Genomic DNA, 23,034 nt, shown 5'->3' with positions numbered 1-23,034 from the left:
CAGTCCGGCCACGCCCTCAGGCCCGCAGTGAGCGGGCTCGGCGGCTGGTCGGCTGCGGCGAAAGACCCACGGCAGCGCAGCCGCGGCGGTGCCGGCGAAGGTGTGCGCGACGACGGCGGGCACCACCGAGGCGGACCGCAACCGGAGCCAGGTGAAGACGGGCACGACCAGCACACAGGTGACCAGGAAGGACCCGATCGAGACCGGCCACGACGCGCCGGGGTACTGCCCGCCCAGCAGCTCAGCTGACCGCGCACCCCGCCCGTTGCGGCCGTGACCCCGGGCCGCGAGGCCTCGCGGGAGGGGCGGGGTCGGTGCCGCTGTGGCCTCGGTTACCTGGGACAATGGGCGCCACCGCTCTCGCCAGGAGGTTTCGACGACGTGTCCGGTACCGCAAGCAGCAACGGCCCCGACCGCAAGGGGCAGGGGCCTGTTCTCGTTGTCGATTACGGCGCCCAGTACGCGCAGCTGATCGCGCGACGGGTGCGGGAGGCGCAGGTCTACTCCGAGGTCGTGCCGCACGACATCCCGGTCGAGGACATCGCGCGCCGCGACCCGGCCGCCATCGTGCTTTCCGGCGGCCCCGCCAGCGTCTACGCCGACGGCGCGCCGCAGATCGACCCGGAGCTGTTCAACGCGGGCATCCCGGTGTTCGGCATCTGCTATGGCTTCCAGGCGATGACCTCCGCGCTCGGCGGCACGGTCGAGCACACCGGCACCCGCGAGTACGGCCGCACCGAGCTAGACATCAGCGGCGACGGCGGCACGCTGCACGCGGAGCTGCCCGGGCACCACCCGGTGTGGATGAGCCACGGCGACTCGGTGAGCAAGGCCCCGGCGGGCTTCGCCGTCACCGCCGCCACCAAGGACACCCCGGTGGCCGCCTTCGAGAACGTCGAGCGCCAGCTGGCCGGCGTGCAGTACCACCCCGAGGTGGTGCACTCGCCGCACGGCCAGGAGGTGCTGCGCCGGTTCCTGCACGAGATCGCCGGCGTCCGCCCGCAGTGGACCACCGCGTCCATCGTGGACGAGACGGTGGCGGCGATCCGCGAGCAGATCGGCGACCGGCGGGCGATCTGTGCGCTGTCCGGCGGCGTCGACTCCGCGGTGGCCGCCGCGCTCGTGCACCGCGCCATCGGCGACCAGCTGACCTGCGTGTTCGTCGACCACGGCCTGCTGCGCTCCGGCGAGCGCGCCCAGGTGGAGCGCGACTTCGTCGCCGCCACCGGCGTCCGGTTGGTGACCATCGACGCGGTGGACCGGTTCCTCGGCGCACTGGCCGACGTAACCGACCCCGAGGAGAAGCGCAAGATCATCGGTCGCGAGTTCATCCGCGTCTTCGAGCAGGCCGCCCGCGACCTGCAGGCCGAGGCGGGCGCGGCCGGCGAGCAGATCGACTTCCTGGTCCAGGGCACGTTGTACCCGGACGTGGTGGAGTCCGGTGGCGGCACCGGCGCAGCGAACATCAAGAGCCACCACAACGTCGGCGGCCTGCCCGACGACCTGCAGTTCGAGCTCGTCGAGCCGCTGCGCGCGCTGTTCAAGGACGAGGTGCGCCGGGTCGGGCTGGAGCTGGGCCTGCCGGAGACGATCGTGCACCGGCAGCCGTTCCCCGGGCCGGGCCTGGGCATCCGGATCATCGGCGAGGTGACCGCGGAGCGGCTCGCGACGCTGCGTGCGGCGGACTCGATCGCCCGCGAGGAGCTGACCGCCGCGGGCCTGGACCGCGATATCTGGCAGTGTCCGGTGGTGCTGCTGGCCGACGTCCGGTCGGTGGGTGTCCAGGGCGACGGCCGCACCTACGGGCACCCGGTCGTGTTGCGCCCGGTGTCCAGCGAGGACGCGATGACCGCGGACTGGACCCGGCTGCCCTACGACGTGCTGGAGCGGATCTCCACCCGGATCACCAACGAGGTCGCCGACGTCAACCGGGTAACCCTCGACGTCACCTCCAAACCCCCAGGCACCATCGAGTGGGAGTGACCGAAGAGGTCCGACGAGGTGAAGGGCGCCTTCGACAACTGGTCGAAGGCGCCCTTCGCGCTTCATCGGAACGGGTCAGGACCTCGGTGACCCTTTCCCAGGGATTCGGCGGTCGGCGCCCTTTTGTCAGGCCGTGTCCGGTGGTAGCTCGACGCCCACTTGCCCGGTTTGGACCTGCTCTGCGCACCATGCGCACACCGGACGATCGTCCTTTTCAGACACCTCGGCAGGTGGGGTGAGTACGCCGCACAGGGCGGTCAGCTTGCCGTCGTCACGCGGCACGAACCTGTTGAGCAGGATGTGGTTCTGGTAGCCGAACGCGGCCCAATACCCGGTAGGAGGGTCCTCGATGGATTGATCATCGGACATGGCTGCTCTTTTCCACGAAGGGAAGTCTCAGGTAGGCGGGACTGGGGCTGGCGGGACTGAGGCTGGACTGGGGTTGGACCGGTGGATGCCCCGAAGGGTGGCGCGCCAGGGTTAACACCAAACGCACGGCGCACATGGCTGTAGTTCTGCGACAAGGGCATCTTTTGCCGAGTTTGCCGGCCGAGTCGGCCGGCGGAAGGTGTCCTTCACGCCTCTCGCTGTCGGGTAGTGGGGTGGCCGGTCGGTGCGTGGGGTGGTGAGTCGCACCGACCGGCCCGCAAGGCCCGGTGCCGTAGGTCGGGGGCGCGTCGGCGTCCGGGCCCGAGATTCGGGGGGTTAGAGGCGGTGGAGGGCGTCGAGGATTCGGCGTTGGATTTCCAGCGGTGGTGGCTGGGGCGCGTTGATGTCCTTTGTGGAGTGTGGTGGGGGTTGTGGTTCGCGCAGGTGGTGCCGACCGCCGGACGCGGCTTCGGCGGCGGCCTGGGCTAGCAGGTGCCGAACCGTCAGCGCGCCGTCGCCGCCGCCGGAGTGTTTGCCGTACTCGGAGAAGTGGCGAGTCGCGAACCACGCGACGACAACGAAAACAGCTGCACTGAGTATGAGCGTGGGGATCATGAGTCGGCCCTCGTTGCGTCGATGACTACCAGTTCGCGGCCGGGAACGGTCGCGGTGTTGCCGCGCAGTGCGACGACCAGGCAGTCGAGGCCTCTCGCGGCCTTTTCGAGATCGTCAACGTTCCACAGGCCGCGCTCGATGTCGTCGACCGCAAAGCCGAGCATCACGATCGCGGACCGCATGAGTTTCGCGAGCCGGGCGTAGTCGGTCATCGCGTACCGCCCTTCGGCATCGGAATCCCGGCGAGCTCATGAGCTTTGACGTTGCACTCGGGACAGGTTTCCCACAGCCACGCCACGTCGGAGTTGTCTGCGGGCAGTTGATGCCTGCACAACGTGGCCACCACGAAGCCATTCGGGTAGCCGCCAAGGGGTTTCGTGTCGGCGCTGGCATGTCGCTTTCCGCAGGCGGGAATCCAGCTGAACGGGTGCGGCCGGTACATCACGACGCCGCCTGCGATTGACTTCTGAACTTCGTCACGGAGCGACATGCCTTGCCCTTTCGAAAAGTTGGCGTTGCGACGACTACTGTCGCGAATATCGACATCGTATGTGCGACGATATATGTCGCGCGCGACAACTCCAACTATCCGATTGGGTGAGCAGACATGGGCCGAAGCTATGCTCGTCGCATGGTCAGCACCAAGGGCGGTTCGCCGCGACTGCGTGCGCTTGGCGCGGAGCTGCGGGAATACCGCGAACAAGCCGGGCTCACCGTCCGTGCTGTGGCGCAAAGGTTGGGCGGCCATCATTCGAAATACGCCCGCATCGAGACTGGCGAGCGCGCACCTTCACCTGAAGAGGTGGCCGCGATTCTGGCGACCTACGGTGCGTCGGAAGATGAACGTGATCGGCTCGCTGAGATGGCCCGCGACGCGGACCGCCCCGACTGGCTCTCGACGAGTACGTCGGGTGTGCGCAAGGAACTAACGACGCTGATCGAGTTCGAACGCACCGCGACTCGCATCACTGACGTGGCTACTGGCGTTATCCCCGGTCTGTTGCAGACCTCCGACTACGCCCGCGCAATCATGCAAGGGTTGCCGCCAGGCGAGGTCGAGAAGATGGTTCTGATGCGGGTAGGGCGCCGCGAGATCCTGACGTCGAAGAACGCGCCCGACTTCGTCGGAATCCTCGCCGAGGCCGCGCTCAACGAGCTGATCGGTGGGCGTGACGTGATGGTCGAGCAGCTTCGACACCTGGTGAAGATGTCCGAATGGCCAAACGTGGACATCCTCGTGCTGCGTAGTGGTGCGACCCGGTGGCATCCCGCGCACATGGGGTCTTTCATCGTGTTCGAGTTTCCGAAGGCTTCGCCGATCGTGCACATGGAGCACTACCGCTCGTCGGTTTCCCTGCACAACTCGGGTATCGCCAACGCGTACAAAGATGCGGTTATTAGCCTGCACGAGTTGGCGATGACTCCTGAGGCATCGGTGGAGTTCATCGCCAGGCGCGCAGACGAATTGGAGGCAGCTGCATGACGTTAGAGCCCACGAGTTGGCGGAAGTCGTCCCGTTCTGGTCAGCAGACAAGTTGTGTCGAGGTTGGTCGTGTCGGTGGTGGCGCTGCGGTGCGGGACACCAAGGATCGTGCCGCCGGGTACTTCACCGCCACCGGCTCTCAGTGGCGGGCGTTCATTGGAGCGGTGAAGGCCGGCCGGTTCGGCGACTGACCTGGGTGCCTGAATGGCCGTTCCTGTTGCCGGTGGTGACGGGAACGGCCATTCGCATATGGCCAGCACCGGAGCAGGGTGACCGCGGGTTGTTATCGCTTCTCCGGAGGGCGAGGGGGTTTGCCCTCCATGTTCTGTGCGGACCAGTCACCGAACACGGGCGGTGCGGTCTTGGGCAGGCCGAGGTCGTCCCACGGGTCGGTGGTGGGCTCGGCGTATTTGTTGGTGTGTTCCTTGTCCTCGTCGCCGGAACGTTGACCCCGCCCCGGTGCACCGGTCGCGCCCGCAGCACCCGCGCCACCACGCGCCGCGCCACTCGCGCCTGCGCCTGCGCCGCTGCCGGGTGTGAGGCCGCCGACACCGGCTCGACCACCCCCGCCCAAGTTGCCCGCACCGCCGCGAACACCCGCACCGGTTCCGGGGCCGACACCGCGGCCCGAACCCGTACCTCCGCCGACTCGGCCGCCTGTTCCCGGCACGGGAGCTCCACCGGTGGGCGGGATCACCGCGTCACCGACGAACCCGCCGCCACCGGGCCCTGGCGTCGGTGTCGCCGTAACCGGCAGTGGAGTCGCGCCGGCCGCGGGTGGATTCGACCATGCCGAACCCGACGCGCTCGGAGCTTGCGGCGACGGACTCACTGATGAATGCGCCGGTGGCGTCGATGTTGAAGGGGGCGGACCGGAGGTGTGTGGGGTCGACGGTCGGCCCGCGTTCGTGTCGCTCGTGTCGCTGGTGGAGGTGGTGGCGGTGTAGTTCGTGCTCGGTTCGACCTTGTTCACCGGCGTGGACGGGGCCGAAGTCACATCCGCGGCGAAGGTGGGCGGCGGCGGGAACTGCTGGATGCCGTTGACCCGCTCGTTGGTGGCCCCGGTGTAGGACTCGTACTGCTCCCGCGCCTGCGCCTCGACCTGGTCATGGCGCTCCTCGTGCGCTGCACGAACACCGGACTTGATCCCGTAGGAGATCGGGTTGACGTAGTCACCCCAGCCGATGTTGTCCGGCGGCACCTGGTACGGCGGGGGGAACGCGTTCTTGAAGTCCGCCGAGCCCTGCGCCTGCTGCTGCACCGCCGCCCCAGACTGCGCGGCAACCTCGATCGCTCCTCGGGTCGCCTGCGACAGCGGCGTCACGGCATCCCGAGCCTGATCACCCGCGCCGCCCTGCATCATGATCTCGGCGTCCTTGAGCACCCGAGCCAGCGCGGCGTCCGCGTCGGCAAAGGCTGAGCTCACCTGCTCCCGCCAGTTCGCGGCGGCCTGCGATGCCGCGGCGACACCCGGCCCGGCCTCCACCTCGCCGTAGATCTTCGGGTGATCAAACGCCGCAACGGCTCGCCCTGGTATCGCCTGCTTACCGAACAACCAATCAAACGCCCCCATAGCCCCTCCCGTAGCTCCCTACCGAATCCGACCTCACGCAGGAGGAAGATTCTTGATTACCATCTCTGCGATCTTGTCCGCGGCTGCACACGGATCGGAAAACCCTGATGCTTTGAAATCCTCAGTACCCATCTGGAAGTCGACCAGGAACAGTTCTGTATCCGATGTGCTCACGTAGGTTCCACACGAACCGCTAGTGGCCCCAACGTGAGTTGCTGGATACCCCGCGACCTCAGCTGTCGGCTTACCATCTGCCACGATCTTCGTGGTGTACCGCAAGCCCTGGCCTTGGACTGTGTCTGGTGAAACCTGCAAGGCCAACTTGGCGCCATCCCAGGCGCAGTTGGCTTGACCCCATTGGGACTTGTCCTGTCGCCCAGTGGTCGTCGCGCCGACTTCTTGCAGCTGCTGTGGGTTAAGCAGCTGGCAGGGGTCGCTAATTGCCTTGAGGTTCTTGGGCTGGTCGATCCGGAAAGGGTCGTTCACTGCTGACGTGGTCTCGCCCCCGGTGGTGGGCTCGGGCTGCCCTGGTGTCGGGCTGGAGCAGCCGGCCAAACCGAGACCGAAAAGGCTTGCCGCAGCAGCGAGGGTGGTACGTGTGGTGTTCACAGTCAGGCCATCCGGTTGTCGTCATCGATGCGCTGGTGGTCCTCGATCGCCTTCTGAACAGCGGCCTTGAAACCCTCAATCCAATCGATCATGCCTTGCGCTGTGTCGAACAGACAGCCCTCGCCCCCTTGGGCCCGTTCGCTGATTTTCTTGAACGCTTCGACCGTGACGTCGTCGGCGAATGGAGGCGTGACGTTTGAGAGCTGCCTCGCCAATCGTTGCGCCTCAATGTATTTGGCGCGGACTTCGTCGAGTCCTGCAAGAACGCGAGGCAACTGGTCGGGCTGGATCTCGAAGGTCTGGTGACCGTTCACGGTGCCCGCCGCGATCATCGCGGCGCCGGTGACCGAGTTGAACGGGGTCATTGCCATCCCGACGGCCTGCACTGCTGCGGCTTGCTGCGGTGACATCGGCTCGCTCACGCCTGGTGTCCTCCTGCATTCGATCGTCGTCCGGCCGTGATCCTGGCACAGCCGTCCCTCTTCGTGGACAAAGTCAAGTAGGACCAGCCACATCGCGCAGCCCCGAACCGCTGCTCACCGGGGCAAGCGTCTATCTCTGCTGGTCGCGGACCTTTCGTCGGAGGTCGTCGCGGTAGGAACGCAGCGCGCCGATAAGCACCTTGGTGTCGGCTGGGGTGACCAGCGTGTTCTCGCCCCGTGGCGGCTGGGTGATCCGCGCGACCCTGCCGGTGGGGCTGTGGTGGGTCGTGATCGCCCACGGCCAGAGGTGGCTGTGGCCGTCGGGCTCGCGGATGCCGACGTTGAACTGCCCGATCATCCGGTCCGCCATGTTCGCGAGTTTGCCGACCGCCTTGGCGTCGCCGGCGCGGATTCCGGCCTGGCCGAGTTCGTAGGCGATCCAGTCACCCTGGTCGGCCTGGTGGTTCTCGGCCTCTGTGCCGGCGGCGGCCAGGATCTTCGTCGGTACCGTGACACCCTGGCCCGCCGCGGGGATAACTTCGGGCAGGCACGCAACGAGCGCCTGTTCGGCGGCGTTCGGGGCGACCTCATCGATCCATACTCGGTCGCGGCTGAGGACGAAACGGAACGCCAGGTGATTCACGGTCACCATCGCCCGCGTTTCGGGCTTGTCCGGCTCGGTGAGGTAGAGGTAAGCGAACGACTGACCATAGGCCAGTGCGGAGACGATCTCGTACCACTGGTCGTTCAGCCTGCCGCTGCGGTCGATCCAGCCCTTGGCCCGCGCACTGCCCTGTGCGGCCTCCAGCGTCGCTCGCGGATCGTTGGGCTGATCAAGCCCGCTGCGAGCTGAGGTCACGAATACCGGCACATCGAACTTCCGCCGTGCTTCCGCCGCCGAGACCAGCCCGGCATCGTGCCGGGCCTTCTCCTGCCGCACGATCGCACCGAACTCCCAGAAACTGCACTCCACCCCAGGCCCCGGATATTTTTGTCGTGTTCTCTCGTTTGGGAAGCCTATCGCGCAAGCTTTTCGGGCGAGGCCAGTCGGCCGTATTCCGGGGACACGTCACCCATCTAGCCGTGTCGCACGACATATTCCGAACATTCCGGCCGATCACGAAAGAGCACCGGCAACGGGAACGACGCGGACCCAGTCGATGAGGTACCGGACGTTGCCCGCGGCAATTTTGTCTACTGTGGACTGCGGTAGGCCGAAGTACGGTTCCGTCACGCCGTTGACGCCGTTCGGGTACCCGCCGCCGAGCGCGAAGTTCAGGATCAGGAACTGCGGGTCGTCGTACGCCCATGTCCAGCCCTTGGACTCGATCTCCTGCTTGGTGACCCGGTACGTCTCGGTGTCGTCCACGAAGAAGGTCAACCCGTTGTGGGCCCAGTCCACTTCGTACACATGCCAGTCCGCCGGGTCCTTGCCCTCGAAGTTCTGGCGCCTGGTGAACGGGGTGTCGCCGTGGTACTCCGGGCCGTGCAGCGCCGAGCTCGTCCACGGCTCGCCGACGTGTTCCATCACGTCGATCTCGCCGCACTCCGGCCACGGCTTGCCCGCGTCGATGTTCGCGCCCAGCGACCACCACGCGGGCCACAGCCCGGATGCGGTGGCTTTCTCGGGGAGCTTGAGCCGTGCCGAGTACCTGCCGTAGGTGAACTCGACCTTGTCCTGGGTCTTGATTCGGCCGGAGATGAAGTCGTAGGTCTGGCCGTCCGGCGCCTGGTGGCCGGGCTCGAACCGGGGGTGCAGCGCCAGCGCACCGTTGCTCGCCCCGGTCGACGGGTCCTGGTCGAGGTAGATGGTGTCGGGCGAATCGACGTACGCCTGCTGTTCCTGGTTGACGGTGCCGAAGTTCTCGCCGGTGACCTCGACCGTCCACTTGGAACGGTCGAGCTCCGACCCGGAGAAGTCGTCGAAGAACACCTTGGCGCGGGGCGTCGCACCGGCTTCGGACAGCGGCGCGGAGGCCAGCAGGGCGTGTGCGGCACCGGCCGCGAGCAGTCGTCTCGGGGCCATGTCGGCTCCTTCCGAGTAGTTGGGAGCGCCCCACTCCCGCGCACCCAGCGGTCCGAGTGGATCGATCGAGTATGCCCACCAGTTCCGCATCAGGTCCCGCGCGTGGCGTGTTTTGGAAACGCGTTCAGATCCCGCGCACCGGTCGGGGAGAACGAGCGGCGATTTCGCGCGAAATCGCCGCTCCCCACGCGTGCCGGATGGCGATTTCGCGCGAAATCGCCGCAGCCCGCGGATCGCGGTCCCGGGCACCAGTTGTGGCGAGCGTTGCTGTTCTGCCGAAATCGATGCCCGAGCCGGGCGTGCGGAACTAGGGTCGGGCGGGACCGATCTGGGGAGGGCCGATGGCCGTGGTCATCGTCGGGGTCGTGCTGCTGGTCGCGGTCGCCGTCGGGTTCTACTTCATGCGTCGCGCCCGCGACGAGCTGCACGCGATGATCGGCGCGGAAACCCTGCCGGTCAACGAGTTGGAGCTGCTGCGCAAGGCTTCCGACGAAGTCGGCGCGCGGGGCGGATTCCGCAAGGAGTGCGAGGTCGTCGGCGCGGCGCGCCCGCGCCCGGAAGGCGTGCTCATCTCTGAGCTCAGCAAGACCGAATGCGTTTGGTTCCGCTACGTCGTCAAGCGGCGCTACGAGCGGGTGCGCTACCGGGATGGTCGTCGGCACGTCGACCGGGGCAGCGAAACCGTCGCCGAGCACACGTCGTGGGAGGGCTACGCGCTGCGCGATGGCCACGGCATGCTGATCGGCGTCGATCCCAACGGCACCAAACCGGATCGGCCGGAGCAGGTCGTCGACCGGTTCGAGCCGCACAACCCGCAGGGGCCGACCGTGTTCGGCTTCCAGCTGCCGAACATCCTCGACAACAGCGGCACGGTCGGCTACGAGTACAAGGAGTGGGTGATCCGGCCTGGTCGGTGGCTGTACATCCTTGGCGAGGCGCACGACAAGATCGGTCCGCTGGTGATCGGCAAGCCCGAGCAGAAGGGCTTCTTCATCATCTCCACCCGCAGCGAGCAGGAGGTGCGCGACAGCCTCCGGACCCAACACCGGTTGCTGGCGTTCGGGATTCCGGCGGCCGCGCTGGCCGGGATCGTCTGCGTCGTCCTCGGCATCGTGCTCTGACGCGCCGTTCCCAGACCCATCCCGGGGTGCTGCTCCGCAATTTCAATGGAAATCGGCCCTTCGATTTCCATTGAAATCGAAGGGCCTGGGACGGGACGACCTCAGGTGTCGCGGCGGGTGCGGAACGAGGCGATCAGCATGACGACGCCGATCACGACGGCGGCGACCGCCAGCAGCCATTGGATGTGACCGCCGAAGCCGAACAGCAGGCCGCCCGCGACAGCGACCGAGAGCAAGCCGGCGACCAGCGTCACCACGTCCGGACCGTCCCGGTCGGGACGACGGTTGATCTCGTTGTCAGCCACGGGTGACCTCCACGCTTCCAGTGCCCACCACGAGGTCGAGCACGATGTGCCCACCGCCGGGGCCGTCTTCGCCCTGGTCGGTGACCGAGATGTCCGCCCCCCGGCCGTCCGCCGTGTCGTTGAAGCACCGCACGTCGCCCAGTTCCGAAGCGCACCGCGCCGTCACGTCCACGTTCGGGGGCAGCTGGACGGTGATGTCGCCCAACCCGACCTTGGCTCCGGTGCGCAGCTCCTGGCCGTCGGTGATCTGCAGGTCCCGCAGGTCGAACAGGACGGAACCGGCCGACCGCTGGTAGTGCGGGAGCACGTTCTCGATCGAGGTGGGCCGGACCTCGTCGCTGCCCATGTTCCCGGTGAAGTCGCCCATCGGCAGCACCGCCATCGCCATGGCCAACGCGCCGACCGGGATCGCGGCCCCGATCAGACCGCGACCGCCCCGCAGGAACGCGCCGCCGATCATGCCGAGCCCCAGCACGGCGAGCGCGATCGCCAGCGCCGACTCCGGCGGCGCGCCGATCGCCGCGGCCAGGACGGATGCGAACGCCGCCAGCGCCAGGGTCGCGATGGTGATCCAGCGCCGTTTGGGCCGCGGCGGCGGTTGGGGTTCCCCGGGTTCGCTCGGTTCGGGCAACTCCCAGGCGAACGGTGCGGCCCCCAGCGGGTCCCAGGCCGGCGGCTGCTGTGGCGGCTGTTCGGCCTGCGCTGCGTTCGTCGTGGTCGATGCGACGCCGGGGTAGACCCAGGTGTTCTCGGCCACCGGAACCGCCGGCTGTGGACCGGCGACGGGAGCCGCTGTGGCCGGTGCTGTCGCCGTCGGCGTGACGCCGCGGTCGCCGTAGTTGCGGTGCAGCAGGTAGAGCGCGCCGAGACCGAGGGCCACGCCGATGATCGCCGGCGAGCTCGTCAGCCAGAACACGCCGGGGATCAGCAGCAGCACGAGGACCACGGCCAGCCCGGTGGACGTCGGCTCCCGGGTCGGCTCGGTCGAGCCCGGCAGCGGATCGCCTTCCTTCGGGAACACCAACCAGCCCAGGAGGTAGAGCACCACCCCGGCGCCGCCGTAGATCGTGGCTAGCGCGAAGGCGACGCGAACCAGGATCGGATCGATGCCGTACCGCGTGCCGATCGCGGCGGACACGCCACCCAGCTTGCCGCCCGTGCGAGGCCGCATCGGGCGGGTAGCCCAGAAGCCCCGCAAGGTTTCCTCGAAACCGGCGGCGCCGGATAGCTTCGTGCTGCTCATGGCTACCACTATCCGAGAGCGGTGCCCCCGGAAGCATCAGGGACGCCCCTGAGACTGCCCGGAAAGTCAGGGGCGTCCCCGATGCCCGCGCGCGTGCGGGCGTGTGACGATCGTTGTCGTGAAGGCCCGGTTCAAGCGGAAACGGACTCATCAGGCGGAAGCGGCCGATGCAACGCCGCTGGCGGAGCGGCCGACGGTGCCGCTGTCGACGCAGTCCACGTTGTCCGGGCAGTTGCGGCGCCGGCGCACCGGACGGCTGGTGGCCGGGGTCGCCAGCGGTGTCGCAGAGCACCTGAACCTCCCGGTGCTGTGGGTGCGCGGTGCCTTCGCGGCGCTAGCCGTGTGCGGCGGGGCGGGGATCCTCGCGTACGCGCTGCTCTGGGTGTTCGTGCCGCAGAGCAGCGGCGCGGAACAGCCCATCTCGGTCAAGGAACGCCAGCAGGGCGTCGGGATGATCCTGCTCTGCATCGGGGCGATGGTGGCGGCCGTGTCGTTCATCGCGGCGCCGACGTGGATCGTCGCCCCGCTGGTGGTGGTGCTGGTCGGGGCCGCCGTGGTCTGGCGGGAAGCCGACGAGTCGCAGCGCCGCCGGTGGCGGCAGGGCGCCCGGTCCGGGGTGGCGGGCGCGCTGCTCGGAGGCGGCGGGCGGGCGGCGCTGGTGCGCATCTCGGCCGGGGCGGCGCTGGTGGTCCTGGGCCTCGTGATCTTCCTGGTCGGCACCTCCTCCATCGACGACGTCCGCTTCGGATTGCTTTCGGTGCTCGCCACGCTGATCGGCGTAGCGGTGCTGACCGTGCCGTGGTGGGTGCGGCTGGTGCGCGACCTCAACGTCGAGCGGGCCAGCCGCATCCGCTCCCAGGAGCGCGCCGAGATCGCCGCGCACCTGCACGACTCGGTGCTGCAGACCCTCGCGCTGATCCAGAAGCAGGCCGACTCCGAGCGCGAGGTGCGCCGCCTGGCGCGGGGCCAGGAACGCGAGCTGCGGAACTGGCTGTACGGCCCCGACGGCTACGGTTCCGAGCGGGAGGCGGCGATCGACGACGCGCCCGCCGCCCGGTTCGCGGCCGCGCTGGGCCGGGTCTGCGGCGAGGTCGAGGACGTCTTCGCGATCAAGGTCCAGCAGGTCGTCGTCGGCGACTGCGACCTCGACGAGCGGCTGACCGCGCAGCTCGCCGCGGCCCGGGAAGCGGTCGTCAACGCCGCCAAGCACGCGGGCGTCGCGGAGGTCAGCGTCTACGCGGAGGTGGAGTCCGAGCAGGTCTCGGTGTACGTGCGGGACCGTGGCGCGGGGTTCGACCCGGACCGCGTGCCCGACGACCGGCACGGCCTCGCCGACTCGATCCACGGCCGCATGCAGCGGCACGGCGGCCGGGTCAAGGTGCGCACCTCGCCCGGCTCGGGCACCGAGGTCCAGATGGAAATGCCCAGGGCCGCGGCGTGAACTCGCGTACCCTGCGGGACGAACCCAGCGATGGAGGATGTTGATCGTGACCGGTGAAGCGACACCCGAGGTCAGCGAATCCCGGCCGGTCCGGGTGTTCCTGGTCGACGACCACGCGTTGTTCCGCGCCGGGGTACGCGCCGAGCTCGGCGCGTCCGCCGACCGGGTCGAGGTGGTCGGCGAGGCGGGATCGGTGGCCGAGGCCGTCACCGGGATCGATCACTACCGCCCCGAGGTGGTGCTGCTCGACGTGCACATGCCCGACGGCGGCGGAGCCGAGGTGCTCCGGCAGGTGCGCAGCAAGTACACCGAAGTGGTGTTCCTGGCGCTGTCGGTGTCGGACGCGGCGGAGGACGTCATCGCGGTGATCCGCAGCGGGGCGCGCGGTTACGTCACCAAGACGATCTCCGGGCGGGAGCTCGCGGACGCGGTCGAGCGCGTGCGGGCGGGCGACGCGGTGTTCTCGCCACGGCTGGCGGGCTTCGTGCTGGACGCCTTCTCGGAGGGCCCGAACTCGGCCCCGGTCGGCGACCCGGAGCTCGACCTGCTGACGCCGCGGGAGCGTGAGGTGCTGCGGCTGCTGGCGCGCGGCTACGCGTACAAGGAGATCGCGTCCGAGCTGTTCATCTCGGTGAAGACGGTGGAGACGCACGTGTCCAGCGTGCTGCGCAAGACCCAGCTGTCGAACCGCTACGAGCTGTCCCGCTGGGCCTCAGACCGCCGCCTGGTGTGACTCGGTCTTTATCGGCAGCGGTAGCTGTTCCGGCGCCCCGGACCCGCGACGACCAGCTGACCCGACCTCCGGGGATTTCCCGGTTCTGGACCGGAAAATCCCGGACCAAGTCATTTCAGCGGGTGGTTGTTGGCCAGGTCGGCGTAGAGCTGGGAGCCGCGCATCAGCGCGAGGCGGATCCTGGTCCAGGCGCCAGGCGGCTCGATCGGCGGGTGCTCGTCGGTGCGGGTGATGAGGGTGGTGCTAATGGTGCCGATGGTGCAGGTGGTGCAGGTGGTGCAGGTGGTGCGAGTGGCCTTGGTGCGGAGCTGGTTCGACATCTCGTCCTCTTCGGGAGCGGGTGCGGCAACGGGTTTCGGGGCGGGGGAGCGGCGGGTCAGGGCTACGCCCAGCAGCACGATCGACATGCCCAGCAGGACCCGCAGGCCCAGTTCTTCGCCGAGCAGCAACCAACCGAGCAGCACCGATACGATCGGCATCAGATAGGCCACCGTGGACGCCGTCGTCGCGCCTTCGTCGCCGATGATCCGGTAGTTGATCGCGAACGCGAGTCCGGTGCCGAAGATGCCCAGGGCCGCGACCGCGAGCAGCGCGAGGGGCTCCCAGCGCACCGGCTGCAGGCCGTCGAGCGGGAGCGCCAGCAGCGCGTATCCGGTGGCGGCGACCATCTGCATGGCGGCCAGCGCCAGCGGTGGCAGGCCGTGGTTCCCGGTGAGGTTCCGTCCGATGTAGACGTAGCCGATCCCGTAGCTGACCGCCGCGCTCAGGCAGGCGAGCACGCCCCAGCTGAGCAGGCTGCCACCCTGCCACGGGGCGAAGATCAGCAGCACCCCGAGGAACCCCAGCAGCAGTCCGCCGAGCCGGGTCGGCGGCATCGCCTCGCGACCGGCGAACAGCCCGAACAGCACCGTCCACAGTGGCGTCGTCGCGTTCAGCACGCCGGTCAGGCCGGAGTCGACGGTCTGCTCGCCGAGGCCGAACAGCACCCACGGCAGCGCGCTGCCGAACAGCGCGGCGACGGCGACGTGCCGCCACAGCTTGCGATCGCGGCTCGGTCGCATGCCGCGCAGCGCGCACAGCGCGAGGAGGACCGCAGCGCCGAGCACGATGCGGGTCAGTGCGATCTGGGTCGGGGAGAGCGCCCCCAGCGCGAGCTTGATCAGCAGAAAGCTGGAGCCCCACAGCAGCGCCAGCACGCCCAGTCGGACGTAGTTGGTCGGGTTATTCATGTCCTGTCCGGTCTCGCGGGGTATCGCGTGGTCGAGGTGTCGCCGTGAAGGTAGGTCGTCGGTGTTTCGGCGCCCGCCGAACCGATTTCCGCCTACTACGTTGCGCCAACCCAGACATAAGAACAAGTGAAATAAAATCTATTGATGTTTTAGTTTTGCTGTATCGTGGAGTCGTGTTGGACGTACGCCGGATGCAAGTGCTGCGCGCCGTGGTCACCAGCGGCTCGGTTAGCGCGGCCGCGACGAACCTCGGGTACACCCCGTCCGCGATCAGCCAGCAGCTGTCCACGCTCGAGAAGGAGGCGGGCACGCCGCTGCTGGAGAAGGTCGGGCGCGGGCTCCGGCCGACCCCGGCGGGCACCCTGCTGGCCGAGCGCGCCGGGCAGATCGCCGAGCTGCTCAGCAGCACCGAGGCGGAGCTGGCCGACATCCGCGCCGGGCGCACCGGCCTGCTGCGGGTGCGGTTCTTCCACACCGCCAGCGTCGGGCTGATTCCGCCCGCGGTCGCCAAGTTCCGGGCCGAGCACCCCGAGGTCCAGCTCGACCTGCGGATGCAGGAGGTCGGGCTGCTCGACGAGGTGGCCCGCGGCGAGGCCGACCTGGCGATCATCGTGGTGGGGCGTGCGGTGCCCGAACGACGCGGGGTGCGGTTCGTGCACCTCGGCGACGACCCGTACCGGCTGGTGCTGCCGAAATCGCACCCGATGGCCGCCCAGGACTGCGTGGACCTAGTCCAGCTGGCCCGCGAATCCTGGATCAACAGCGCCGTGACCAGCGATGACGTCTGCTCGACGCTGCTCAGGGACGCCTACGCCAGTGCCGGGTTCACGCCCAAGGTGGCGCTGGAGACCGACGGCAGCTACTCAGCGCAGGGTTTCGTGGCCGCGGGGCTGGGCGTTGCGCTGGTCCCGCGCCTGGGCCTGGACGTCGTGCACCCCGGAGTGGTGGTGAGGCCGGTGCGCAACCCGGAGCCCGCCCGCCGCCTGTACGTCGCGGTGCGGGAAACGGTGGCCGACCGCCCGGCCACCCAGTCCGTGCTCAACACCCTCCTGGAGATCGCCCAAGCCTGAAAACCTATCCCGGGCTGGTGCTTGACTGTGCGGGTAGCGAACCTCAGACGCCTTCTCGGCGGAGCCACGCCGGGTGGGGAATTTCAATGAGCACGTCTGGGGAGATTCACATGAGCGCCGTCAGCGCCGCAGGATCTCGCGCCCGCCGCGCTCCGCGCGGTCCTGCACCGATGCGGATGTGACCATGATGACCAGCAGCAGGCCGAGGGTGTCCACGATGAGGTGCCGTTTGCGGCCTGTCGTTTTCTTGCCCATATCGAACCCGCGTTCCTGCCCTCCCTCGCTGCTTTTGATGGACTGGGCGTCGAGCACGGCCGCCGACGGGTCCGCCGTGCGTCCGGCCTGGCACCGAACCTGATCGCGCAGCGCGTCGTGGACACGGTCGATCGTGCCGTCGGCACTCCAGTCCCGAAACCAGCGATAGGCCGCGTCCCAGGGCAGCAGATCGTGGGGAATCATCCGCCACTGACAACCCGAACGCAGCACGTAGAAGATCCCGTCCAGTACCAGGCGATCGTCGTATTTCCTTGCCATACCGCCTTTTCGGCGGTCTCGTACTGGCATCAACGGTTCCAGGACGGCCCACACCTCATCGGTCAGACTGGACGGATAACATGGGCGGCGATCATCCTCGCCGGTATCGCAGTTGCACACACAACAAGATCACGGCGGGGATGATCTCTTTGTCATCTCGACACGCTGGCCGAGATCAACATCACGCCACGCTCAGTGTCGCCCCAGTTACCCAACAGTCTCCTAAGAAAACGATGATCATATCATGGAGAGCGATCAAGGCTCAGGGTGGGGTGTGGTCGCGTAGGCCTGACCAAAGATGGTGGTCCAGGGGCAACGGCTGCGCTGGTGGCGAGCTGATCAACTCATGAACCCGATGACTGTTGCATGCCTTGGCCCAAGGGCAGAGTCGCTGGGCCAGATTGGTGAGAATGTTCCCCGCTGTGGGTGATCGGCAAAAAGGAAAAAAAATCTGCCCAAATCTACCTTGCAGTGGACACGCGTCACTTCTGGTAGTTAGATGACTACGGTTTCCTTTGTCGGAAGCAGAATTATGAATCGTCAAGGGTAATATCCAAATGGGCATTACCAAAATCCTTGTTGCCTGTGGAGGCCTTTCGTGAGTCACGTTGAGCAGAAGTTCACTGGCACCTTCGTGGCAGATCCGGCGCATTCTAGCGTCCAGTTCTCCGTCCGTCACATGAAGGTCGCTATCTTTCGTACCACTTTCGAGGAGATCGCCGCTTCGATCATTTCCGACGAAAACGGCATCCGGGTCGAGGGTGCGGTGCCGGTGGAGTCTATCTCGATCCGAAAGCCCGCCGAGTTCCGCGAGCATGTCGTCTACAGTCCAGAGTTCTTCGATGCCAAGAACCACAAGGACATCACATTCACCTCAGCCGACATCGTTCTCAATGACGACGGCACGTGCTCGGCTCACACCGAACTCACGATCAAGGGCATCAGCAGGCCGGTGTCGGCTACTGGCACCTACTCGCTGCCCATCGACGATCCGTTCGGCTTCACACGTGCGGGCGTCGAGCTGGTCGCCAGAGTGGACCGCCGCGACTGGGACCTGAACTGGCAGGCGCCGCTGCCGGGCGGTGGTGATGCGCTGGGCTACGAGGTGGACATCGACATCTACCTCGACGTGGTGAAGGAGTCCTAGGCCGTGCAAATCCTCGGACTGTGCGGCAGCCTTCGCAAAGGCTCGTACAACCGGATGTTGCTCATGGCCGCTGCCGAGCTGTGCGGCGACGTCGAGATGGTGGTCTTCGAGGGCTTGGGTGACATCCCTGCCTACAATGCTGATGTTCCGGTGCCTGAATCCGTCCGGCATCTCGACCAGCTCATCCGGGACACCGATGGGCTGCTCATCGCCACCCCGGAGTACAACTCCTCTATTCCCGGTGTGCTCAAGAACGCCCTCGATTGGATCTCAGTACCATTTGCGAACAACCCGGTGATGGGCAAACCCGCTGCCGTTGTCGGCTCGTCCACCGGGATGTTCGGCGCGGTGTGGGCGCAGCACGAGGCTCGCAAGGTGCTCACAGCGCTGGGTGGTGCTGTGGTGGACACGGACTTGCCCATCGCCCGTGCTGATGAGGTGCTGACTGCCGACGGCCTCGTTGACCCGGACCTGCGGGTCGCGCTCGGTGACATCGTAGGAACGTTGGTGGCCCGGATGCATGAGTCGGTCGGCGCCGATATGGGGGATGACGCGAAACTCCGGTGATTGTTTGGGGTGCTGCATCTGCGCTGTGCGCCTTGAATTGTGGAGTCCCCAGGCCATCAGGTTATCGAACGTGTCGCATTCAGGCAGCTGATCCCCGTGCGGGGATGGAATTGGGTTCAAGGTGAACTGCCTGACCGTGTGATCCGCAGTTCTGGGTTGAGAGCTCGCAGGCGATGGGTATCGCCTGCGAGCGTCTAAATGTGTCGAGATAGTCGTCCGACTGGCGATGGCGGGTGACAGCCGTTCGCCGACGACGGTTGCAGGATTGCTCTAACGGTTGCCGTCGCATGATGTCGTCGTAGCAAGGGAGAGAGCACGTGAAGGTGATCATCGTTGGTGGGGGACCTGTGTCGTGCCTGGTCGCGCTCAGACTCAGGGGTTGCGGCTTCGATGTAAGAATCTACGAACGAGAAGCCGATCCACGATTAGCACAGGTTGCGCGCGGTCACTCCTTCAACCTGACGCTTACGCTCCGTGGTCTGCGCGCACTCACTCCTAGCTTGCGCGAGGCCATTTACTCCAATGGTGTCGTGCTGCCGCAGCGGATCATCCATCACCGGGACGGCTCGCTGACCTGCCAACCCTACGCCGCCGACCCGAAACACCACCTGCTCTCCATCCCGCGCAGACTGCTCCACCATGTCCTGCTCACCGAAGCCGAGAAGGCCGGGGCCGAGATCTTCTTCAACCACGAATGCTTCGGTTCGGACCCGCTGACCGCGACAGCTCACATGGTGTCTGATGGCCGGGTCATCGTGGAAACTGCGGACCTGTTGATCGGCTGCGATGGAGCCAACAGTACGGTCCGGCACGACATGTCCCGCAAGGGCGCGCGTCTGGACGTCCGCCAGACGTTCATCCAAAGCGGCTACGTCGAGATGAAGATGCCTTCCGACGACCTCGGCAGGCACTCGCTGCTCCATGCCCTGCGCGATCCGGCGGTGCCAGAGAGCAGTCAGCACGGCCTGCACGTGTGGCCGCGAGACGACTTCATGCTCCTGGCCCAGCCCAACCGAGACCAGACCTACACGGCGACGCTGTTCATGCCGCTGCGCCGGGAAACGAAGGAGCAGCCGTCGATCGAGCGGCTGCGCACCCCGTCCGACGTGCTGACCCTGTTCCAGGAGTACTTCCCGGACTCGTTGCCCTTTCTGCCTGCACTCACTGCGGAGTTCTTCTCCGCCCAAGCGTCTTCGTTGCGCACCATCACCTGCGATCCGTTCCACTTCGGCCGCGCTGTTCTGCTCGGAGACGCAGCTCATACCGTCGTGCCGTTCTACGGTCAGGGCATCAACTGTTCGTTCGAGGACGTCGGCGTCCTCATCTCCTTGCTGGACGCGGCTACCGACCGCAGCGGCGTCGTCAATGACATCCCGTCTGTGCTGGCCAAGTTCACCCACGAGCGTCGGCGGCCGGTCGACTCGATAACCGAGCTCTCCATGGCCAACCTGCGCGAGCTGTCCGCACACACTGGTGAGGGCGGTTTCCACGACCGCAACCGCCTCGAACTCGAGCTGCACGCCCGCTACCCCGAGCACTTCGCACCGCTCTACTACCTGGTTGCCTTCTCTGACTTGCCCTACCACCTGGCTGTCGCTCACTACGAGCGGGACCGCCAGATGCTGGATGAGCTGTGTCGGCGGCACGACCAGGTGATGGAGAAGGACACGATCATCCGTCGGTTCGTTGAGTACGCAAGGCGCTGCTCAGATCGGTCGGTCTTCGAGTCAGGGCTGGTCGCCAGCGGGCACGAAGGACCGATTCGGTGACGATAATGGAAGACTTTGTCGTCAACAGCCCGCTTGAGTTGGACGCCGACCAGGTTCGCGCCCTGCTTGACGCGACCACCGCGCACCTGATCGCCTTCCGCGCCAAGTTGGACGCGCGTGAGCTGCCGGCCTCGTACGTAGCCGACTCACTCAACGTCGATCGGTATGAGCAGGGAAGGCTGGCCGCCTCCGGTCTGCGTGAGGATGAGCTCCCGCAGACTGGCACGGAATTCCAGGTCTTACTGGACCAGCTTTTCGGCGAGGCCATGACCAACGGCACCTTGCACCCGCACCCCGGGTTCATGGCGCATGTGCCTTCCGGCGGCCTCATCCAGGGCGCGGTCGGAGACTTCGTGGCTCGCGCTGTGAACCGGTTCGCGGGCGTGTGGATCGCCGCACCCGGCTTTCAACGCATCGAAACCAACGTCATCCGCTGGTTCTGCACCATGCTTGGCTACGGTGAGGGATCCTTCGGCTACCTCACCACCGGCGGCTCGCTCGCCAACTTCATGGCTGTCCGCTGCGCGCTCACCGCGCACGACGACAAGCAACCCGGCCCCGCCGCGGTGTATGTGTCCACTCAGGCGCATTTCTCCATGCTGAAGGCATCCACCATGGCGGGGTTGCCCGCCGAGCACGTGCGCACGATCGGCGTTGACGACCAGTACCGGATGGATTTGGCCGAACTGTCCGCCCGCATTGCCGACGACCGCGCGGCAGGCTTCCGGCCGGTCTGCGTTGTCGGTACGGCGGGCACCACCAACTCCGGTGCAGTCGACGACCTCGCCGCCATCGCCCGGATTGCCCATGAAGAGGGCGCTTGGTTCCACGCAGATGCGTGCTTCGGCGGCTTCTTCCGGTTGACCGAGCGCGGCAGGGCTGCTCTGCGCGGCATCGAGGACGCCGACTCCATCTCGGTCGACGCGCACAAGTCGCTATTCCTGCCACACGGCAGCTCTGCTCTGCTGGTGAAGGATCGGGTCCGGCTAGGCGACGCGTTCGAGATCCCAGGTGCCGCCTACCTGCCAGGGTTTGTCGACGAACCTGAGCTGGCCGACTTCGCGTCATATGGCCCGGAGTTGTCTCGCGAGATCCGGGGTCTGACCGCCTGGCTGCCGCTGAAGATGCACGGTGTGGCGGCGTTCGAGACCACTCTGGACGAGAAGATCGACCTCGCGCACTACCTCGCCGACCGGCTGGCGACCCTGGACGGTCTGGAGGTGGTGCGCCAGCACCCCATCCACTTGCCTGTGGTCATCTTCAAGCTCAGTGGGGCTCGTGACTCCGTCCTCAACGCCGAACTCTGTGAGCTGGTCTGCTCACGGGGCAACGTCTACCTCACGACGACCGAACTGCCGGAGCACGGTCTGGTCGTGCGGGCCTGCATCCTGCACCACCAGACCGACCGTACCGTCGTCGACCGGATGGTCGACGACGTCGAGTGGTCGGTGCGCGTCCTGCGCGACAAGGAGAACTGACCGTGCTCGATATCGCCAAGTCCTCGATTCCCGGCCCGAATGGTGAGCCGTGGGACGTGCTCGCCCGTTTCAACGAAGACACCTACGGCTACCTGGACGAACTGTTCGCCGTGTACGGCACCCTCTTCAGCCTCCCGCTGGGCAATGTCGGTGGGCTGTTCCTGCCGCATATCAACGACAACGGCAATTGGGTGTTCCTCACCCGCCCACACCAGATCAAGGTCATGTACGAGTCGCCGGACGATGTCATCTCCGGTGCGGAGGCCAACAAGATCTTCTTCGGCACGGATGAGGCCTCGGTCGCCTACATCGAGGGCAAAGCCCATCGCAAACGTCGCCAGCAACTCCATCCCACTTTCGGTGGCAGCCGCGACTACGCCGAGCTGGTGCTGGCCGAACTCGCTCGCCAGGTCGAGACCTGGCCCAAGGGCACGCCGTTCCGGCTGTTCGAGAAACTTCAGATCATGACGTCCGCCATCATCACTGAGGTGGTGTGCGGCAACATGGCGGAAGAAGACCGCGAATTCATCCGCACAACGCTGCTGCACACCGAGAACGCCAAAAACACTGGTGAGGAGGTACTGGCCGCCGATGCCGGCATCCGCTCCCTGGTGGCACGTCGCATCCCGGACTACCGCGTCTGGTCAGCGCCGGAGTCTCCGGATACTCTGTCGCTTCTGCTGAGACTGGCAGAAGAGGGGGATGTGGAGCTGACCGACGAGGTTATCCGCGACGAGGTGTTCAGTCTCCTGTACACCGGCTTTTCCACCACCGCCAACACCCTGGCGTGGACGTTCGTCCGCCTGCTACGTGACGAGCGCGTGCTCGGCTCGGTGCGAAAGGAGATCGCGGACAACATCGGTGACGGCACCATTACCCGCGACAGCGTCAACACGCTGCCGTACCTGGATGCGGTGCTCAAGGAGGTCCTGCGCTTGCATCCGGTGACCGCGCTCAACGGCGTGCGGCTGCTCAAGCAGGACATCGAGTTGGACGGCTACCAGGTTCCGGCCGGGTCGATCCTGGTGCACTGCGCCTACCTGCTCCAGCGTTCGTCGGAGGTTTTCGATGCGGCGACCGAGTTCCAGCCGGAGCGGTTCCTCGCCTGCTCGGTGGATCGGTACCGCTGGGGCGCGTTCGGCGGCGGCAGCCGGACGTGCCTCGGCAGGGGCTTCTCGATGAACGAGATGAAGCTGGTGGTCACCAAGCTGCTGACCGACCACGAGCTACGGGCCGTCGGCGTCGGCGTCCCCAAGGCGCAGTTGCAGGGCTTCTTCATGGCGCCCATCGACGGCGCACTCGTGGAAATGGCTTGAT

General features: G+C 66.8%; 25 protein-coding genes. 12 read left to right on the top strand and 13 right to left on the bottom strand.

The window, feature by feature from the left end; all coding sequences use genetic code 11:
• Nucleotides 1-381: 381 nt before the first annotated feature.
• Nucleotides 382-1,983, top strand: coding sequence for a glutamine-hydrolyzing GMP synthase (guaA, locus tag FDZ84_RS08440; protein WP_168585436.1), 1,602 nt, complete (start codon nucleotides 382-384; stop codon nucleotides 1,981-1,983).
• 126 nt (nucleotides 1,984-2,109) lie between these two features.
• On the opposite strand, the gene FDZ84_RS08435 is transcribed toward guaA, so the two are convergent.
• The 4 genes from FDZ84_RS08435 to FDZ84_RS08420 all read right to left on the bottom strand — a co-directional run bounded on the left by FDZ84_RS08435 (nucleotide 2,110) and on the right by FDZ84_RS08420 (nucleotide 3,409).
• The gene (locus FDZ84_RS08435) at nucleotides 2,110-2,352 is read right to left on the bottom strand and encodes a hypothetical protein (protein WP_168585435.1); all 243 of its coding nucleotides are present in this window, start codon (nucleotides 2,350-2,352) and stop codon (nucleotides 2,110-2,112) included.
• A 336-nt stretch (nucleotides 2,353-2,688) separates the two neighbouring features.
• Nucleotides 2,689-2,967: a hypothetical protein gene (locus tag FDZ84_RS08430; RefSeq protein WP_168585434.1), complete on the bottom strand. Its 279-nt coding sequence runs from the start codon at nucleotides 2,965-2,967 to the stop codon at nucleotides 2,689-2,691.
• A complete protein-coding gene (locus FDZ84_RS08425; RefSeq protein WP_168585433.1) occupies nucleotides 2,964-3,179 on the bottom strand; it encodes a hypothetical protein in 216 nt (71 codons plus the stop codon). Before FDZ84_RS08425 ends, FDZ84_RS08430 begins: the two co-directional genes overlap by 4 nt.
• Entirely contained in the window at nucleotides 3,176-3,409 is a 234-nt protein-coding gene (locus FDZ84_RS08420; RefSeq protein WP_168589903.1) for a zinc finger protein, read from the bottom strand. Before FDZ84_RS08420 ends, FDZ84_RS08425 begins: the two co-directional genes overlap by 4 nt.
• A 189-nt stretch (nucleotides 3,410-3,598) precedes the next feature.
• On the opposite strand from FDZ84_RS08420, the gene FDZ84_RS08415 reads away from it, so the two are divergent.
• Together FDZ84_RS08415 and FDZ84_RS08410 are read left to right on the top strand one after the other, a co-directional pair.
• Complete coding sequence (locus FDZ84_RS08415; RefSeq protein ID WP_168585432.1) at nucleotides 3,599-4,450, top strand: helix-turn-helix transcriptional regulator; 852 nt, start codon at nucleotides 3,599-3,601, stop codon at nucleotides 4,448-4,450.
• Entirely contained in the window at nucleotides 4,447-4,641 is a 195-nt protein-coding gene (locus FDZ84_RS08410; protein ID WP_168585431.1) for a DUF397 domain-containing protein, read from the top strand. Before FDZ84_RS08415 ends, FDZ84_RS08410 begins: the two co-directional genes overlap by 4 nt.
• A gap of 92 nt (nucleotides 4,642-4,733) precedes the next feature.
• Here the strand turns inward: FDZ84_RS08410 and FDZ84_RS08405 are convergent, their stop codons facing one another.
• The 5 genes from FDZ84_RS08405 to FDZ84_RS08385 form a co-directional block, all read right to left on the bottom strand.
• On the bottom strand, nucleotides 4,734-6,023 hold the full coding sequence (locus tag FDZ84_RS08405; protein ID WP_168585430.1) for a hypothetical protein: 1,290 nt from the start codon (nucleotides 6,021-6,023) through the stop codon (nucleotides 4,734-4,736).
• 33 nt (nucleotides 6,024-6,056) lie between these two features.
• Nucleotides 6,057-6,632, bottom strand: a complete 576-nt coding sequence (locus tag FDZ84_RS08400) for a DUF3558 domain-containing protein (protein ID WP_168585429.1) — start codon at nucleotides 6,630-6,632, stop codon at nucleotides 6,057-6,059.
• 2 nt (nucleotides 6,633-6,634) lie between these two features.
• The gene (locus FDZ84_RS08395; RefSeq protein ID WP_168585428.1) at nucleotides 6,635-7,054 is read right to left on the bottom strand and encodes a hypothetical protein; all 420 of its coding nucleotides are present in this window, start codon (nucleotides 7,052-7,054) and stop codon (nucleotides 6,635-6,637) included.
• 130 nt (nucleotides 7,055-7,184) lie between these two features.
• Nucleotides 7,185-8,027, bottom strand: a complete 843-nt coding sequence (locus tag FDZ84_RS08390) for an ESX secretion-associated protein EspG (protein WP_168585427.1) — start codon at nucleotides 8,025-8,027, stop codon at nucleotides 7,185-7,187.
• Between the two features lie 144 nt (nucleotides 8,028-8,171).
• Nucleotides 8,172-9,080, bottom strand: coding sequence for a family 16 glycosylhydrolase (locus FDZ84_RS08385; protein ID WP_168585426.1), 909 nt, complete (start codon nucleotides 9,078-9,080; stop codon nucleotides 8,172-8,174).
• Between the two features lie 341 nt (nucleotides 9,081-9,421).
• Between FDZ84_RS08385 and FDZ84_RS08380 the strand changes: the two genes are divergently transcribed.
• Entirely contained in the window at nucleotides 9,422-10,201 is a 780-nt protein-coding gene (locus tag FDZ84_RS08380) for an E3 ubiquitin ligase family protein (protein WP_210435480.1), read from the top strand.
• Between the two features lie 101 nt (nucleotides 10,202-10,302).
• Here FDZ84_RS08380 and FDZ84_RS08375 read toward each other — a convergent pair whose 3' ends face one another.
• Together FDZ84_RS08375 and FDZ84_RS08370 are read right to left on the bottom strand one after the other, a co-directional pair.
• A complete protein-coding gene (locus FDZ84_RS08375; protein ID WP_168585425.1) occupies nucleotides 10,303-10,506 on the bottom strand; it encodes a hypothetical protein in 204 nt (67 codons plus the stop codon).
• Complete coding sequence (locus FDZ84_RS08370; protein WP_168585424.1) at nucleotides 10,499-11,749, bottom strand: PspC domain-containing protein; 1,251 nt, start codon at nucleotides 11,747-11,749, stop codon at nucleotides 10,499-10,501. The genes FDZ84_RS08375 and FDZ84_RS08370 overlap by 8 nt, the downstream gene beginning before the upstream one ends.
• Nucleotides 11,750-11,867: 118 nt before the next feature.
• On the opposite strand from FDZ84_RS08370, the gene FDZ84_RS08365 reads away from it, so the two are divergent.
• Entirely contained in the window at nucleotides 11,868-13,190 is a 1,323-nt protein-coding gene (locus FDZ84_RS08365; RefSeq protein ID WP_168589901.1) for an ATP-binding protein, read from the top strand.
• Between the two features lie 37 nt (nucleotides 13,191-13,227).
• Nucleotides 13,228-13,923, top strand: coding sequence for a response regulator transcription factor (locus FDZ84_RS08360; RefSeq protein ID WP_168585423.1), 696 nt, complete (start codon nucleotides 13,228-13,230; stop codon nucleotides 13,921-13,923).
• A 110-nt stretch (nucleotides 13,924-14,033) separates the two neighbouring features.
• Here FDZ84_RS08360 and FDZ84_RS08355 read toward each other — a convergent pair whose 3' ends face one another.
• Nucleotides 14,034-15,152, bottom strand: coding sequence for a DMT family transporter (locus FDZ84_RS08355; RefSeq protein WP_168585422.1), 1,119 nt, complete (start codon nucleotides 15,150-15,152; stop codon nucleotides 14,034-14,036).
• 173 nt (nucleotides 15,153-15,325) lie between these two features.
• Between FDZ84_RS08355 and FDZ84_RS08350 the strand changes: the two genes are divergently transcribed.
• Nucleotides 15,326-16,222 carry a LysR family transcriptional regulator gene (locus FDZ84_RS08350; RefSeq protein ID WP_168585421.1) on the top strand — a complete coding sequence of 299 codons (897 nt, stop codon included), beginning with the start codon at nucleotides 15,326-15,328 and terminating at the stop codon, nucleotides 16,220-16,222.
• A 120-nt stretch (nucleotides 16,223-16,342) separates the two neighbouring features.
• On the opposite strand, the gene FDZ84_RS08345 is transcribed toward FDZ84_RS08350, so the two are convergent.
• Nucleotides 16,343-16,876 carry an IS5 family transposase gene (locus FDZ84_RS08345; protein ID WP_256413670.1) on the bottom strand — a complete coding sequence of 178 codons (534 nt, stop codon included), beginning with the start codon at nucleotides 16,874-16,876 and terminating at the stop codon, nucleotides 16,343-16,345.
• A 478-nt stretch (nucleotides 16,877-17,354) separates the two neighbouring features.
• Between FDZ84_RS08345 and FDZ84_RS08340 the strand changes: the two genes are divergently transcribed.
• The 5 genes from FDZ84_RS08340 to FDZ84_RS08320 all read left to right on the top strand — a co-directional run bounded on the left by FDZ84_RS08340 (nucleotide 17,355) and on the right by FDZ84_RS08320 (nucleotide 23,033).
• Nucleotides 17,355-17,903, top strand: a complete 549-nt coding sequence (locus tag FDZ84_RS08340; protein WP_168585420.1) for a YceI family protein — start codon at nucleotides 17,355-17,357, stop codon at nucleotides 17,901-17,903.
• Between the two features lie 3 nt (nucleotides 17,904-17,906).
• Nucleotides 17,907-18,470, top strand: a complete 564-nt coding sequence (locus tag FDZ84_RS08335; RefSeq protein ID WP_168585419.1) for an NADPH-dependent FMN reductase — start codon at nucleotides 17,907-17,909, stop codon at nucleotides 18,468-18,470.
• Between the two features lie 317 nt (nucleotides 18,471-18,787).
• Entirely contained in the window at nucleotides 18,788-20,239 is a 1,452-nt protein-coding gene (locus FDZ84_RS08330) for an NAD(P)/FAD-dependent oxidoreductase (RefSeq protein ID WP_168585418.1), read from the top strand.
• A 5-nt stretch (nucleotides 20,240-20,244) separates the two neighbouring features.
• Nucleotides 20,245-21,717: an aminotransferase class V-fold PLP-dependent enzyme gene (locus FDZ84_RS08325; RefSeq protein ID WP_246869139.1), complete on the top strand. Its 1,473-nt coding sequence runs from the start codon at nucleotides 20,245-20,247 to the stop codon at nucleotides 21,715-21,717.
• Nucleotides 21,718-21,719: 2 nt separating this feature from the next.
• Nucleotides 21,720-23,033, top strand: coding sequence for a cytochrome P450 (locus FDZ84_RS08320; protein WP_168585416.1), 1,314 nt, complete (start codon nucleotides 21,720-21,722; stop codon nucleotides 23,031-23,033).
• Nucleotide 23,034: the final 1 nt, after the last annotated feature.

The sequence above is a fragment of the Saccharopolyspora sp. ASAGF58 genome (assembly GCF_012277335.1).
GTDB classification, from domain to species: Bacteria; Actinomycetota; Actinomycetes; order Mycobacteriales; family Pseudonocardiaceae; genus Saccharopolyspora; species Saccharopolyspora hattusasensis.
Note: the sequence above shows the minus strand (reverse complement) of the source record. Positions and strands in the feature narration are given on the sequence as shown.

Coding starts and splice junctions, on each gene's coding strand:
- FDZ84_RS08360 (WP_168585423.1), top strand. CDS start 13,228: ATGTTGATCGTGACCGGTGAAGCGACACCCGAGGTCAGCGAATCCCGG.
- FDZ84_RS08355 (WP_168585422.1), bottom strand. CDS start 15,152: ATGAATAACCCGACCAACTACGTCCGACTGGGCGTGCTGGCGCTGCTG.
- FDZ84_RS08370 (WP_168585424.1), bottom strand. CDS start 11,749: ATGAGCAGCACGAAGCTATCCGGCGCCGCCGGTTTCGAGGAAACCTTG.
- FDZ84_RS08415 (WP_168585432.1), top strand. CDS start 3,599: ATGGTCAGCACCAAGGGCGGTTCGCCGCGACTGCGTGCGCTTGGCGCG.
- FDZ84_RS08380 (WP_210435480.1), top strand. CDS start 9,422: ATGGCCGTGGTCATCGTCGGGGTCGTGCTGCTGGTCGCGGTCGCCGTC.
- FDZ84_RS08430 (WP_168585434.1), bottom strand. CDS start 2,967: ATGATCCCCACGCTCATACTCAGTGCAGCTGTTTTCGTTGTCGTCGCG.
- FDZ84_RS08325 (WP_246869139.1), top strand. CDS start 20,245: ATGGAAGACTTTGTCGTCAACAGCCCGCTTGAGTTGGACGCCGACCAG.
- FDZ84_RS08405 (WP_168585430.1), bottom strand. CDS start 6,023: ATGGGGGCGTTTGATTGGTTGTTCGGTAAGCAGGCGATACCAGGGCGA.
- FDZ84_RS08385 (WP_168585426.1), bottom strand. CDS start 9,080: ATGGCCCCGAGACGACTGCTCGCGGCCGGTGCCGCACACGCCCTGCTG.
- FDZ84_RS08420 (WP_168589903.1), bottom strand. CDS start 3,409: ATGTACCGGCCGCACCCGTTCAGCTGGATTCCCGCCTGCGGAAAGCGA.
- FDZ84_RS08410 (WP_168585431.1), top strand. CDS start 4,447: ATGACGTTAGAGCCCACGAGTTGGCGGAAGTCGTCCCGTTCTGGTCAG.
- FDZ84_RS08425 (WP_168585433.1), bottom strand. CDS start 3,179: ATGACCGACTACGCCCGGCTCGCGAAACTCATGCGGTCCGCGATCGTG.
- FDZ84_RS08435 (WP_168585435.1), bottom strand. CDS start 2,352: ATGTCCGATGATCAATCCATCGAGGACCCTCCTACCGGGTATTGGGCC.